The following is a 15,476-nucleotide window of genomic DNA, read 5'->3' as shown; positions in this document are numbered from 1 at the left end:
ATTACTGTAATGACGTAAGTCTATGACCTAAAGTACTGGTACTGTCTGGAGTCAGCACGAAAGTATAGTTACTGTCGCCATCAAAGCTGATTGCATCAGACTGATAAACTAACGTTTGCGTGCCATTATCGGCCTCGTAAACAATGTTAATCTCATAATAATCTTCAGGCAGTGTTAGGCTTAGTTGCTCGACAAAATCTAAATCCGTTAAGCTGTATTCGGCGGTTTCGATAGTTTCTGAAGCGCGGACAAAATACACGGTTAGATCATCATAATCGTAAGCCAAATTGACCACATCGACTTTATATTCAAAAGCTCGAGGTCGTAAGTCTTGCTCGATCACCATACCTTTGACAGAACTGTCTTCTTGTTGATAAATCAGTAAGGACTTCACTTCATCTTGGTTAAACGTTACTAGCAAGTTATCGAACAACTTGGCTTTGCTAGTCGCATCTTTAGCAGTGATACCATAATCATTAAACGATGTTGATTGGTAACCCGTTACTGTGAAGGGTGAAATACCATACAAGTATTGTGTCTCTTGCTTACTGGCCACATCAACGTCAATACTTTGAGTTTCTAAACCATTAAACACGCGATAATCGGCCGTTGCCTCTAATGCGGCGTAAGTAACAGGCGTTGTAGTTGAGTCAATGCTGTCGATAGTGACGTTAATATCACCTGCACCAAAACTGTTACGAATCATCAGTTTATAGGCAGTTTCCGAGGTTAAACTCATGCTGCCTGTTGTGTAAATCACATTTTTAGTGCCGGTTTCGGTCAGATACACAATATAATCATCAGTATCGAATATCTGTTCGCTGGTGTAACTGCTATACGGCACATTACCGAGCATCACCGCTTCGTCAATGGTTTGGGTATCGAGTGAAATATAGGTATCAAAAGTACCTTCATCAGTCGCTACGTTAGCCACCAGCACTTCCATTTTGCTGTAGTCATTATCCTCGTCGGCATTTAACTCGTCCATTTCATCGCGTGAATAGTTAATATCCAATAGTACGGGATCGTGATAGTCACCATAAAGCACAAACAAATGGTTCGAGTCGCTCGCTAAATCAATGGTATCGCTGTAAACGGTTACCGTTTCACTATCTTCATCTTGACCATAAATGTCCAGTTCTGTACTCCCTGTACTATAAGCATAACGCGGCATTGCATCAGCAAAATCAACCGCAGTATATGAATAGTCATCGAGCACTAACGAGGTCGATGTGCTATTAGGTGATGCATTATAAAACTGCACATATGCGACATCATCACTGCTTTCTTCACTGTCTGAGCCACACCCTAATAACAAGGCTCCCATTGCAGACACCATCATCAATCGACTTATTTTTTTGTTAAACATATTTACTCCATTAACCATCTAGTTACATTTACAAGAGTTATGACAACCTTTGCCTGTAAACGACTGTCAAGAAAGGTAAAGTAAAGATATAAAGCGTCAAGAGACAAATTAAAGCCAAAAAAAAGCCTCTTAATCAATTAGATAAGAGGCTTTAATTATTTTTACATTTAAACCATAAATGCGTTTTTTAGCAAAAGGGGTTAATTACCCGCGACCTTCATCTCGCTCAGTAAAATACCCCCGGTGCGGATTGATGAACGTAAATCGCGATCTTTACCTACACCTTGTATTCCCATAAACATGTCTTTTAAATTGCCTGCGATGGTAATTTCTTCTACGGGGTATAACACCTCGCCGTTTTCAACATAAAACCCCGCCGCGCCGCGAGAATAATCCCCGGTGACACCATTAACGCCTTGGCCCATCACTTCCGTCACAATTAAGCCGGTATTCATGGCTTTCACTAAGTCGTCAAATGTTTGGTTTGAATGGCTCAAGGTCCAGTTATAAATACCACCGGCATGGCCTGTATTAGTCATCGCCAATTTACGTGCGGAGTAACTGGTTAATAAATAGGTCTCTAGTTGGCCACGGTCAATAATACGTCGGTCTTGAGTTGCCACGCCTTCACTGTCGTAATTAGCACTAGCCAGGGCCCCAACCAAATGCGGCTGCTCTTCAATGCTAAACCAGTCAGGGAATATTTGAGTGTTCAACGCTTCCATTAAGAAGCTCGACTTACGGTAAATACTGCTACCACTAATCGCACCAATTAAATGACCCATGAGGCCTGTGGCAATTTCAGGCGCAAATAACACTGGCATTTTTGCAGTAGGAATTTTACGCGCATCCAATCGACTTAAGGTTTTGTTTGCTGCTTGCAAACCTACCAATTCAGGTGAAAGTAAATCATGATACTTACGGGCCACCGTATAGTCGTAGTCGCGCTGCATATTGCCATCAGACTCTTGGCCTATTACAACACAACTTAAACTGTAGCGAGAGCTGCAATAACCGTTAAGAAAACCATGGCTGTTACCATAAACTCTGGCGGCCGTATGCGCGTTGGCGCTGGCACCATCGGAATTACGGATCCGGCTATCAACTGACAAACTGGCTTCTTCTGCACGAATGGCCAACTGAGCGAGCTCTTCTGCATCGATATCTTGTGGATGATATAACTCTAAGTCGCGAATATCTTGCGCCATCAAAGCGGGATCAGCCAAGCCACTGAACGGATCTTCTGAGGTATATTTGGCAATACCATCGGCCGCTTTTACCGCTTGGCGAATCGCCTCAGGGCTTAAGTCTGAAGTTGATGAATTACCTTTGCGGCCATCACGGTAAATGGTAATGCCTAATGCACCGTCTTTATTAAACTCAACGGTTTCAACTTCTTTTTCACGGGTCGAAACCGACAAACCTTGCTGCTTACTGATGGCCACTTCAGCGGCCGAAGTCCCCAACACTTTTGCGTATTCTAACGCAACAGTGACAGCGTCTTTTAACGCCGATAATTCAGCATCAATTCTAGGGGTTGGTTCACTTGCGCTAGGCGCTGGAGAAGGATGAGAAGCCACAAATTTACTCTTTGATTAGTCTAATTGACCTTAGCATATCAAATTCAAATGGCGATTGATAACCGAGCATTTATATCGCTGCCTATCAGCAATAAATTCTGCATATTCTAGGCCGAATAAATGTTATCATTGATGCATATTGATTTGAGGTTTATGACTATGAAAATTGTTGGCGATTCTGAGCTATTTCAGCAGCCCTATGATAATGATGACAACTATGTCAGCAGAACGGGTGTAAAAAAAGAAAGTGAGGATGCTCAAGAACTTGGCATGCGTTTGATTGCCCTGAGCAAAACTCAATTAGACAAAATGGGTTTAGATGAATTTCTGTATGATGCGATTCTAAAAACAAAACTGATTAAACAAAAAACTGAAGCCTATCGTCGCCATTTGCAATACATTGGTAAGTTGATGCGCGGATTTGAGCATGAACCTATTCAAGCTGCACTCGATAAAGTGTTGAATAAAAACAATAATGAAGCAGCTCAAGTGCAGATTTTTGAAAAAATTCGCGAACGCTTATTAACTAATGGCGATGATGAAATCCAAGTGTTATTGGATCTATACCCACAACTTGAGCGTCAAAAAATGCGTCAATTGATCCGCCAAGCCAATAAAGAACTGGCTAAAGGTGCTGAATCAAAATCATCAAGAGAGTTGTTTAAGTATTTGCGCGCTGAAATAAAAGACTAAACCGTTTAATAGAATAAGGATGTTGCTAATGCGGCTCAAAATGATGGCTCGTACACTATGGTTATTACTGACTTCAGTGTTGTTATTGACAGCTTGTAACGGTGCCGCAGACGGCACCGACTCAGATACATCAGATGACAGTTATGGTTTATCGGTTAGTTATCAAAATGTGGTTAATGGCCAATGTGATTCCAGCACCGATGGACTTATTTTTGATATCGATGGCAGTTTTTGTGCCGTAGCTCACCTCAAGTTTGGTAATACCAACGTCAGTGGGGCACTCATTACTTTTAGCACAACCAATGCAGCAATAGCCCCTACAACGGTGTTAACCCTATCTTCTGGTCTTGCAACAACAGTTGTCACATCAAGCAGCAGCGATGCCGGCGTCCTCACCGCAACTTATACATCAAGTGATGACGATTCAGTCAGTGCGACTCGTAATTATCAATTTAAAGAATATAACTCCACAGCTCCAGCTGAAGCACTTAGCATAACCGCTTCAATTAGCGATGCAACGGGCCCTATTACACGCTTTAATATTGACAATACCGTTCAACTCAACGCCTTGATTACAGACAGCAATAATCAAGGTATTGCCAACCAAATTGTTACTTTTAATGCCGGTAGTGCTACGTTAACACCAGCAACCGCGCTAACAAAAACCTCAGGTATTGCTACCCTTAACTTCACACCTTCAGATTCAGATCTCGGTGCGAGTTTACTTACCGTCACCACTGAATACGAAGACACACCCCTCAATAGCACCAGTGCTTATGAGGTGCTTTCATCTGACGATGTTGTCACGGATATCATCGTTAAAATGGGCGCTTATGTGGATGATGCGTTTATTGAGGGTAAATTATCAACGACACTTACCGCTGACATTGATGGTAATTATGCCATAAGTTCAGGTGGCACATTTGGGGTTACTGCCACACTGGTGACTGAAGATTCAGATGGTACGATTACGCGTTTACAAAGCCCAACCAGTATTAGTTTTAGCTCAGACTGTACAACAACTGATAATGCTTCACTCGATTCCCCAGTAGCTAGCTTATCAGGTTCTGCCAACTCAACCTTTTTAGATATCAGCTGCAGTGGCAACAGTGAACGCAATGACATCATTATCGCAACAGCAACCATTAATGGCACTAGCATAAGCGCAAGTTTACCTTTTACTTTGGCGCGTCAAACCTTATCTAATATCAGTTTTGTATCTGCTGAACCAAACCAAATTCGCATTAAAGGTTCAGGCGGCACTGGCACTACAGAATCTTCTTTGGTGACTTTTTTAGTGACTAGTGCGAGTGGTCAACCTGCTGAACAACAATCAGTGAACTTTAGTTTAGACACCTCAGTTGGCGACTTACAATTTATTAATGGTGACGTAACAGATAGCAGTGTCACCAATTCAGAAGGTTTAGTGAGTGTCAGAGTGCAAGCGGGTACTTCCCCAACGCCAGTGCGTGTAATGGCATCAACTTCAGATGATAACCAGACCATTACAACCCAATCAGAACAGCTAACGGTTAACACTGGTTTACCGCAACAGTTGGGGTTTAGTCTTTCAAGATCGACCGGCAACCCAGAAGCTGGAGATAACAATGGTGAAGAAGTCACTATTACAGCTTATGCCTCTGACAGTTTTGCTAACCCAGCACCGGACGACACCACCATCAACTTTACCGCAGAAGGTGGCCAAATTGAGCCATCGTGTACCATAGTAAACGGAACATGTTCAGTCACTTGGACTTCAACATCGCCTAGGGTGAGCGATCACCGCATCACCATTTTAGCTTATGCTTTAGGCCACGAAACCTTCTTCGATACCAATGGCAATAATGTATTTGACGATGCTGATGGCGGCGTAGTTAACGGCTGCTTAAGCGGTACAACGCCTGTAGTGTGTAGTGGTAACGGCATGGATGTAGAAACCTACCATGACGGCGGTTTTGTTGATTTGCCTGATGCTTTTAGAGATGACGATGAGTCAGGAACACATCAATCAGGTGAACCGTACTTTAATATTCAAGCGAGTGACACATACCAAGCGGCTGATAGTAAGTTTAACGGCCCACAGTGCCAAGGTAGCTTGTGCGATAGCAATGCCATGACCACTTATATCCGTAAGGCGTTGGTGTTAACAATGTCAGGTTCAACGGCCACGATGACAGTAAGCAGAGATGGTAGTTTGATCACTAACAATGAAGAAATTGCAAATGGCGATATTGCTCAGTTTACTGTGGTATTAACCGACAATGCTGAGCAAATATTACCCTTTGGCACGACTTTAACCGTGGCTAGCACAGAGGGTGATTTGCAATTCTCTGGCTATACCGTGCCAAACAAGACCGCTGCAGGTGGAACATCAACCTCATTTAGCATTGAAAATGATGGTACTGCTGGTACAAGCTTGGTAACACTAACAGCCACTACGCCTAAAGGCATTGAAACTGTGCTGTCGTTTTATGTCACCTTGTTGTAACTAACCAAAATACAACGACAAACTAACTAACCAGCCTGCTATTTAGCAGGCTGTTTTTTATTGGAATTTGTTAATAACTTGTTACAATGAATATGTAGACAGGGCTAGTTTACTATCACGAGGGACCGACTTATGACTCTCGACGCATACTAAGGAATAATAATGCGCATAATTTCTATACTTTTTACCTTTACAGCAGGCGTACTACTCACCGCTTGTGCAGCTAAACCACCGATCGTGGCTCAAAATAAAACGGTTGTCGTCAACGACCAAACTTTCGTGCTTGGCGGATCGTATGATACAGAAAAGAAGAAACTGCTACTGACCGCCAATGGTGACGCGATCATGCAAGGCAGATTCCCGCCTATGACGCCTACACAAAATCTCAATGCAAACTTTGAGGACATGAAGTTTAAAGGTGATTGTTACTTTGGCTCGGTACTCGGTGATCAAGGTGGACGCTTTGGTATTGTTGCTAGCATTATACAATCGGCAAAATCGAGCACGGCAGATAAGTGCGACATCTTTATCGATGGCACCAAGCAAGAAACATTGTACTTTTAACCAGACACATTAACTAAGCGCTAGCCCTGCTTACTTCACCTCACCGCGAGATAATAAACGGTTATCAGCAACCCTTTGCCCTGCTAACTACCTTGCAATAACTTGTAACAGACTTGCAATAACTTGCAATAGACCCACTATTAGCGCTGCTATTAACACGTGAAGGCACCTTGTTAACAAAAAAGGGATGTTTGAGATGAAATAGGTGAAAGAGGCTGATTTTAGCTTACTGATACCACCTCTTATACCATCTCTTAAACCGAGTAACGTTAGCTTACTGACTTCACCGGCTATGGTGCTGATGTTGTATGATGCAGGTGTTGTAGGTATTGATGCTGCAACCTTAAAATCTTGCTGTTTACGCGCAATTGCCATAATGACCATGGTGACGAATAGCGCAAACAAACCCCATAATTGCTGCCATTTAGGCATGACAGCCAACCAACCTACTTCCTAATTGATTCAGCTCGAGCATTCCCATAATAGCAGGCACTGCAGGAATAATTTGAGATGCTAATACCGATGGTTCAGAAATAAGCGCCAGTGGCCACACATACCCAGACACGAATAGAATTGGCATCGATACCAGTAAATTGACATAAGCCACGATAAGCCATTAAATGATGCTCAGATCACAAATGCTCACTGAGTAAACACACTCAGCAAGCCGTCAAAATACTAATAATAGAAGCTTAACGTTAAGCTGTGCCGCCGACCGTTAGACGATCAATTTTCAATGTTGGTTGTCCCACACCAACAGGCACGCTTTGTCCGTCTTTACCGCACACGCCGACGCCTTTATCTAGGGCTAAGTCATTACCCACCATTGAAATTAATCCCATGGCCTCAGGTCCGTTACCAATTAAGGTCGCGCCTTTAATCGCCTGAGTGACTTCACCGTCTTCAATCAAATATGCTTCAGAAGCCGAGAACACAAACTTGCCTGAAGTGATATCTACCTGTCCGCCACCAAAGTTAGGTGCGTAAATGCCTTTTTTCACTGACTTAATAATGTCTGCTGGATTGGAATCACCGGCTTTCATGTAAGTATTGGTCATACGCGGCATAGGTAAATGCGCATAAGATTCGCGGCGACCATTCCCGGTTGGTGTTTGCCCCATTAAACGGGCATTTAACTTATCTTGCATGTAACCTTTCAAAATACCGTTTTCAATCAAGGTGGTTTTTTGGCTTGGCACACCTTCATCATCAATACTTAATGAACCACGACGATTTTCCATGGTGCCATCATCGACGATGGTGACTAAAGTGGACGCCACTTGTTGACCCATCTTACCGCTAAAAGCACTGCTGCCTTTGCGATTAAAGTCACCTTCTAAACCATGACCGACCGCTTCATGCAGTAGAACACCTGGCCAGCCATTACCTAGTACCACTGGCATTTCACCTGCTGGGGCATCAATAGCGTTAACATTAACCTGTGCTTGGCGCACCGCTTCACGGGCAAATTCAAAGCTTAAAGGTAAGCCTGCTTCATCTGTGGCTAAAAAGGCGCTGTAATCGTGACGACCACCGCCACCAGCACTACCACGCTCGCGTTTGCCCTTGTCTTCTAAGATAACGCTACAGTTAAAACGCACTAACGGACGAATGTCTGCCGCTAACGTGCCATCACTTGCGGCAATTAATATTTCTTCATGCACGCCAGATAAGCTGACCACTACCTGAATAATACGGCTGTCGAGGCTACGAATATAGGCATCGGCTTGCTTTAATAGGTCGATTTTTTTGACTTCGTCCATAGCCGCAATCGGATCGGCACTGTCATACAGTTTATGAGCCGTTTGACGTTTAAAGGCTTGCACCTTGTGTTGTTCACCTGCGCTAGCAATGCCGCGGGCAGCTTTTGCTGCAGCATCAAGGGCGGCCGGAGTAATCTCGTCTGCATAAGCAAAACCGGTTTTTTCACCGCTAATGGCACGCACACCCACACCACGCTCAATGTGAAAACTGCCTTCTTTGACTATGCCATCTTCTAATACCCAAGACTCATGACGGCTACCTTGGAAATACAGGTCTGAAAAATCGATATTGTGTTGATGAATGGTATTTAAGTAACCTTGTAGTCCATCTAAGGTTAATCCATCTTGCAATAAACTCTGCTCTATTTGGGTTAAAAATGGCATTAAAATTCTCTTTATTAATGGGTAACGCATACTGCGAATTCAGTGTTAATAGTAGTATCCAGTGTTATTTCAACTGTGGCGCCATAAATCGATTATGGCCCATCACCGGCATTTGTTGACGAATACGGCGTAATTCGGCTAAATCGACTTTAGCTTGTACCCAGCCACATTCAGTGGCTCGCTCAGCAATGACTCGGCCCCAAGGGTCGACTATCATACTGTGACCCCATGTTTCTCTACTACCTTGATTATGTTGCCCCCATTGGCCTGCGCCCAACAAATAACATTGAGTTTCAATTGCACGCGCTTGTAATAACACTTGCCAATGCGCTTCACCGGTGACTTTAGTAAATGCCGAAGGTAGGGCAATATAATCTGCCCCCGCCAAACGCAAAGCCCGGAATATATCGCCGAAGCGAATGTCATAACAAATGGCTAGACCAACTTTGCCAAAAGGTGTATCAATGACACTAATGTGATCACCGGGATGAAAGGTATCACTTTCGCGATAAGTTTTGGTGTCATCACTCACCTCAACATCGAATAAATGCAGTTTATCGTAATGACCTAGGGTGGCGCCATGATCATCAAAAAAATAACAGCGGCTGAACACTCTACCATCGTCGGCACGCATGGGAATGGTGCCGGCAATAACATACACTTGGTACTGCTTTGCCAACGCGGCTAATGCGCTTTTTAGTTCGCTTTGATGCTGACTGCCAGCATATTCAAGCTGTTGACTTTCATGGCCGCCAAACAATAAACAACACTCAGGTAACACCACTAATTGTGGCTCATTGGCATCACGGGGTAAGGCGTTGAGTTGCGAGTCGATAAACGCAAGATTGGCTTTGACATCGCGGCCGCTTTGGGATTGTAATAAGCTGATTTGCATCTCGAACTCCTTATCGCATAAACACATTAGTTGATGAGTAAACCCAAGCCTGTCTCATTGGACCGACTTCAGCATCGCTACCTGGCAGTCGGTCAGCTTAAGGTCAATTATCGATAACCGGAACGAGCTGAGTTGATGGCGCGCTCGATGGAGTATGGCCTCACGATCTATCGCTTTTATTACTGAGCTTTAACATCTGAGTCAACTTCAGTTTCGACTTTAGCCTCTACTTTAGCATTGGCGTTAGTATTAAGGTTAGTTTCTATACTGGTTTCGTCTACCTGCGGTAATATTGCCTTTGGGATTTCGATTTCTTTACTCTTACGCTCAAGCTCTTCTAGTTGCGGATTGTCCATGGTACCGGTGACTCGGAAACGAATTTCTGAGATCACTTCAATAACCGGTTCTAACACTTTTGTCAGGGCAAATGCCCCTAACCCCAAAGTCCACGCACTGGTACTCAATAACACCACGGTTGGCACACTGGACGCAAGTTGCGGCACAAAACGAATGTCATAATTTAAGCTTTGGGTGGTTAAGTCGGTGTAACCTCGTACTCGCATGTTACCGGCAATGGCGTCCATTTCAGTATCGGTGGTTTTAACCACCCCATTATCGATCATAAGATTGCCGTTAAAGGTATTGAAATATAGGCCTTTGCCGAACACATCCGAAAAGTCTAACGATAATTTACGCAATAATGAATCTAAACTAAACAATGAAAACACTCGCGCGCCTTTATCACTAATCTCCGAAAGATGACCTTTGCCTAGTGCAAACTTGAGTTGGCCGTTTAGCGTGTCGAGAGTGAAGTAATAGGGCGCACTTTGCCAAGATAACTGACCGCTGAGATCCAATGGCGCATCTTGTAGTCCAGGATTGATGTTTAATATCCTTGATAGGTCATCAAACTTTTCAGCCTGTAAATTGATATCGAACACGGTTTTATCGGTGCCATTTTCAAGCGACCATAACCCATTGGCCTGTAAGGTAACAGTAGGTTGCGTTAATGACAGCGTTTGAAATTGGTATCCTAGTTCATGGGGTAAGCCTTGTAACACTAAGTGCCCTAACGATAAGTCATTAACCTTAAAATCATCCACATCTATTGCTAAAGTGGGCAGATATTGCAGCATGGATGCCGCTGTCGGCTCTGTTTGTTCAGCCATGCTGACGCTAGGGTATAAATACAACTTTTTAGCGACCACTTTAATCCCTTGATCGCGCCAGTTAGGGTAAAAATCGATACGGCCATCAAACTGTTGCGACTCAGCGTCAAAGCGCCACACCTGTTCTGTGGGTTCGGCATAAAAATGTAATTTATCAAATGATTGTCCCAACACATTTAATTGCTCGATGTCGGCATGAATCCCAGCTAATCGAGGGAATGACCTTGCGGCATTAATAATCGCTGTGGTTTCAGCTCGATTGTCTTGAGTTGCCATCCCCGGCAACTCATCTGCTGTTAAAATACGATCGCGTACCGACGACCTCACAACATCTGGTTCAGCGCTAACACTGAAGCGATTAATAATCGGCAACCACTGCGCTAAATCGACTTTAGGCAGGTCTACATGTATATGGCCTTGTTGTTTATTTAATCTGTCACCCAATTTAAAATGACGACCAATCATCACGTCATAAAAAGCAAGCCGGCTGCCACTGTCGGCATTAAATTCCCCCCAAAACTCGACATCATTAGCCAACTTAATGCTTAACGATGATTGTTTATTATCGCCAATAAGATCCACGCTTAGTTTTCTAGGTTCAGCGGCCGACTTTTGATAAGGCATCGGTAAATCCAGTGAGGTGCCGATAAGATCGGAATTAGCAGAGACTTGTAAGCTATAACCACTTGGGTCAAAAATCATGGTTAAGCCACCATTCCAGTCCATTTTGCCCTGGTAAGTGTCACTCAATGGATTGTGTAAGCTGGCGGGTAATGTGTCGAGATCCCAGCGACCATTCATATCAACATTTAAGCTAAAATTGCTATTGTTTTTCTTGGTTTTTACACTAAACGTCAACGGTTGTTGAAATAACCTCGCCTTGATATTTTTGCCTTCAACCAACTGATTCACAAAATTAACTTGTCCAGATACGCCTTGTAAATCTAAGCCGGGAGTGGTTATAAACAGCGGATTATTATCAAAGGTCACCTGGCCTTTAATCAATTTTTCACCGCCTTTGTATAACGGGATCGCCAGATCTAATTGGGTATTGATTTGCTGTCGAATTTGTACCACATCTAACGTGGCACCTACTGAATCACGAAGTGAAGAGGCGTTAATCACTTTGGCCGCGGCTTGTGCGTCGGTGGTGATATCCGCTTCAATTCTTAATAAAGACTGTTTACCCAACTGCGGGATAGAGACTCGCGCGCCGTCAACCGCAACGTTATCGAGTTTGCCCTGATCAATATGCAAATCCATCATGGCATTTTCAAACAAGGCTGATAGCGTGAGTTCGCTGACCTCTGGCCAATTAGGTTGAAATTTAAAGGTGCCACTGTCGAGGCGAAATGCAGCTTGGAATACACCACTGTGATCTTGATAGGGATAACCGCCTAACGCACCATGCCACACTACCTGCGCGTCGTTGACTCGCCCTGCGACTAAACCATCATTAAGATAACTGACTAATTTTGGACTCATGGCCATCTGTGGGAAATAACGTCCAACATCGGCCACATCATCAATGCTTAAGTGAGCCGCCAACCCCATATGAATCTCGTCAACAAACTCAAGATTCAGGCTCGCTTGCAAGGTAATATCATCATTAATTAATTCAATATCAGCCACGGTAAGACGCTGTTGTTCTACATCATAGCGGCCCATCATTGCGCTGCCGTGAAGCGCTAATGGTTGGCTAAAACCACCGTTAAAATCGACACTGTACTCTTGTTCTGGCAAGCTAAATTCAAGCAGGCTATTCGCCCATGTCAATTGAGCATCAATCGGACTCACACCCGGTATCGACTGATAAGCTTGCCACTGTAATTGCTGAACTTCAACGTTGCCGATAAGCGGTTTGTCGGCCGCTTTATACAGCCTAATGGGGCCAATTTGACCTTGAGGATTGAGTTGTTGCCAAAGGTTCACTTGCTGTTTGCCCAAACCGGGCACTAACGGCAGCATTGGCTTTAAGTTCGACGGAGTAATCTGGTTGGCATAACCAAAAAAATCACCATCACGAGTGCCTATCGCTAACTTAAGAGACGGCCAAGTTTGATCATTAGTCGATAAATCTAAATCATGGCTGGCGATTTTCCAGCCATCAGGCTGCGGTGTCCATTGCAATGAACCTGAGTTGATAGCAAATTTTTGCTGGGTATCAGCGTCACTCCATTGCAACCAACTGGGTTTAAACACTAATACACCATCTTGGATCTGACGATGTGCAAATGTCATCCACGCATCAAGGTTAATCACGCCTTGAAATTCAATGTTGTCAGTGTTTTCTTGCGCAATATGTTGTCTAGACGCCCATTCACCTAAGTCTAATGAATCTGCGGTAACGTAAAGTTGGCCTGCGACCGTATCAGGTTGATAACCATCACCGCTAAGATCAATACGTAAGGTTAACTGTTCTTGCTGCGACTCAAGTTGATCCACATGGATCATACCCTGCGCTTGGTGACTATTGGCACTGTTTTGCCACAGCAGATTATCGATAAAAATCGGCCGATAATCCTGTTGTTTACTAAACAGTTGTAATGACGCATCGGTGATTGAAAAATGCCCTAACTGTTCTAATAACAATCCATACAACCAATCAAGATTAGTCATATCACCCGCGGTAGCGTTCTCATCCGTAGATGCCAACTCATCGAGATTTAATGCCACTTTAACACCATCAAATACCACGGTTTCAATCTGCGGGCTCAAGGTTAAAAGTGACTGCCAAAAATCGAGTTTGATATGTACATTTTCGCTGATAACGGTAATCGGCAGATTATCTTGTGGCAGTAACACTAAATTGCTCACGGTCAGTGCTGGCCCAAAAGCTTGCCATTCGGCACTGAGTTCACCCATCTGCACATGCAGTTGGTATTCGTTTTGAAGATAATGAACTAATTCAGTACGGACTTCAGGAATATGAGGCAATAAACCACGAATAAGGCTAACGACCAATGCAAATAGCACCAGTGCAATAGCCAAAATTTGCCAAGATAATCTGTTAATCGTTACCGCCTGAGTTGTCGACACTACATCATCACCACATCATATTTACTTTGAATGTATAAGGGTTCATTTTGCAAACGAATACGCTTACCGATGTAAACTTCTAATTCTGCCAGCAAATGCGATTCTTCACCACTAAAGCTCATATACACTGCCGGCGAGCAATACAGTAAAAACTCATCGGCTTTATAAGCTCGGTCTAAACGAATAATTTCCCGGAAAATTTCATATGACACACTTTCAATCGTTTTCATGGTACCCGTGCCTTTGCAAGACGGACATTCACCACACACCACATGTTCTAAACTTTCGCGAGTACGTTTGCGGGTCATTTCAACTAAGCCCAGACCCGAAAAACCGCTGACGCTTGTTTTGACTCTATCTAACGCCAATGCCGCGTTTAAGCTTTCTAACACCCGCGCTTGGTGTTCCTTAATCTGCATATCGATAAAATCGATAATGATAATCCCACCCAAATTGCGTAACCGCAGTTGCCTTGCTATCGCTTGAGTGGCTTCAAGATTAGTATTAAAAATGGTTTCTTCTAAGTTGCGATGGCCAACAAATGCACCGGTATTAATGTCGACCGTAGTCATGGCTTCGGTTTGGTCGATAATCAAATATCCGCCAGACTTAAGCTCAACTTTACGGCCTAAGGCCCGTTGAACTTCATTCTCAACATCATACAATTCAAAGATAGGTGCTGGGCCCGCATAATGCTCAATTTTTTCAGCAATTTCAGGCATAAACTCTTGGGCAAAGTGTTGTAATTCAGCATAAGTACGGCGCGAATCGACTTGAATATGGTCAAGTTCAGTACCGACAAAATCACGAATGATCCGCACAGGTAATGCCAAATCTTGATACAGTAATATAACGCCTTTACGCTTACGTCGTTCACTGACCTTAGCCCACACCCGACGCAAAAAGGCCGCATCTTGGGCGAGTTCATCTTCGCCAACATTTTCAGCTGCGGTACGGATAATAAAGCCGCCGTCATCATCAACATAAGGTAGGGTAATATTTTTAAGGCGTTGACGTTCTTCTTCAAGTTCAATACGTTGCGATACGCCAACATGACTAGAGCCAGGCATAAACACTAGATAACGCGAGGGTAAAGTAATATCCGTTGTCAGGCGGGCACCTTTAGTGCCGAGTGGATCTTTGACCACTTGCACCATAATGTCTTGGCCTTGACGCACTAACTCGGCAATATCACGCACCACAAAGTTGCCCTTTTCGACATCGGCAACACATTCGGTATGAGGAACAATATCTGAAGCATGTAAGAAAGCGGCTTTTTCTAAGCCTATATCAACAAACGCGGCTTGCATACCAGGTAATACTCGACTGATTTTACCTTTGTAGATATTACCGACCAAACCTCGCTTCATGCGGCGTTCAATATGCACCTCTTGTAAAACACCATGCTCGACTAATGCAACACGCGCTTCAGTTGGCGTGACATTGATGAGCAATTCTGTGCCTTTTTTACGTTGTGCTTTTATGTTCATAAGCCACCAGTATTCGGGTCATGCTTCAATGGGAATATTGAC

The 15,476-nt window shown here is 43.7% G+C and carries 9 protein-coding genes and 1 pseudogene; 3 read left to right on the top strand and 7 right to left on the bottom strand.

The features are described 5' to 3' along the window. Position 1: 1 nt before the first annotated feature. Positions 2–1,369 carry a hypothetical protein gene (locus tag AAEZ02_RS03420; RefSeq protein WP_351074665.1) on the bottom strand — a complete coding sequence of 456 codons (1,368 nt, stop codon included), beginning with the start codon at positions 1,367–1,369 and terminating at the stop codon, positions 2–4. A 200-nt stretch (positions 1,370–1,569) separates the two neighbouring features. Then, complete coding sequence (pmbA, locus tag AAEZ02_RS03415; protein ID WP_351074667.1) at positions 1,570–2,949, bottom strand: metalloprotease PmbA; 1,380 nt, start codon at positions 2,947–2,949, stop codon at positions 1,570–1,572. A gap of 159 nt (positions 2,950–3,108) precedes the next feature. Between pmbA and yjgA the strand changes: the two genes are divergently transcribed. The 3 genes from yjgA to AAEZ02_RS03400 all read left to right on the top strand — a co-directional run bounded on the left by yjgA (position 3,109) and on the right by AAEZ02_RS03400 (position 6,694). Next, the gene (gene yjgA / locus AAEZ02_RS03410; RefSeq protein WP_101034789.1) at positions 3,109–3,642 is read left to right on the top strand and encodes a ribosome biogenesis factor YjgA; all 534 of its coding nucleotides are present in this window, start codon (positions 3,109–3,111) and stop codon (positions 3,640–3,642) included. A 28-nt stretch (positions 3,643–3,670) separates the two neighbouring features. Beyond that, on the top strand, positions 3,671–6,130 hold the full coding sequence (locus AAEZ02_RS03405; RefSeq protein WP_351074669.1) for an Ig-like domain-containing protein: 2,460 nt from the start codon (positions 3,671–3,673) through the stop codon (positions 6,128–6,130). A gap of 162 nt (positions 6,131–6,292) precedes the next feature. Beyond that, positions 6,293–6,694 carry a hypothetical protein gene (locus AAEZ02_RS03400; protein ID WP_351074671.1) on the top strand — a complete coding sequence of 134 codons (402 nt, stop codon included), beginning with the start codon at positions 6,293–6,295 and terminating at the stop codon, positions 6,692–6,694. A 357-nt stretch (positions 6,695–7,051) separates the two neighbouring features. Here the strand turns inward: AAEZ02_RS03400 and AAEZ02_RS03395 are convergent. The 5 genes and pseudogenes from AAEZ02_RS03395 to rng all read right to left on the bottom strand — a co-directional run. Further along, positions 7,052–7,292: pseudogene (locus tag AAEZ02_RS03395) on the bottom strand (ABC transporter permease); the annotation flags it as partial. Positions 7,293–7,392: 100 nt separating this feature from the next. Beyond that, entirely contained in the window at positions 7,393–8,841 is a 1,449-nt protein-coding gene (gene tldD, locus AAEZ02_RS03390) for a metalloprotease TldD (protein WP_101033821.1), read from the bottom strand. 64 nt (positions 8,842–8,905) lie between these two features. Beyond that, positions 8,906–9,736, bottom strand: a complete 831-nt coding sequence (locus AAEZ02_RS03385) for a carbon-nitrogen hydrolase family protein (RefSeq protein WP_101033820.1) — start codon at positions 9,734–9,736, stop codon at positions 8,906–8,908. Between the two features lie 179 nt (positions 9,737–9,915). After that, entirely contained in the window at positions 9,916–13,944 is a 4,029-nt protein-coding gene (locus AAEZ02_RS03380; protein ID WP_351121954.1) for a YhdP family protein, read from the bottom strand. Continuing rightward, positions 13,944–15,434 carry a ribonuclease G gene (rng, locus tag AAEZ02_RS03375; RefSeq protein WP_101033818.1) on the bottom strand — a complete coding sequence of 497 codons (1,491 nt, stop codon included), beginning with the start codon at positions 15,432–15,434 and terminating at the stop codon, positions 13,944–13,946. Before rng ends, AAEZ02_RS03380 begins: the two co-directional genes overlap by 1 nt. Positions 15,435–15,476: the final 42 nt, after the last annotated feature.

It is taken from the genome of Shewanella sp. T24-MNA-CIBAN-0130 (assembly GCF_040310185.1).
GTDB lineage: Bacteria > Pseudomonadota > Gammaproteobacteria > Enterobacterales > Shewanellaceae > Shewanella > Shewanella psychromarinicola.
Note: the sequence above shows the minus strand (reverse complement) of the source record. Positions and strands in the feature narration are given on the sequence as shown.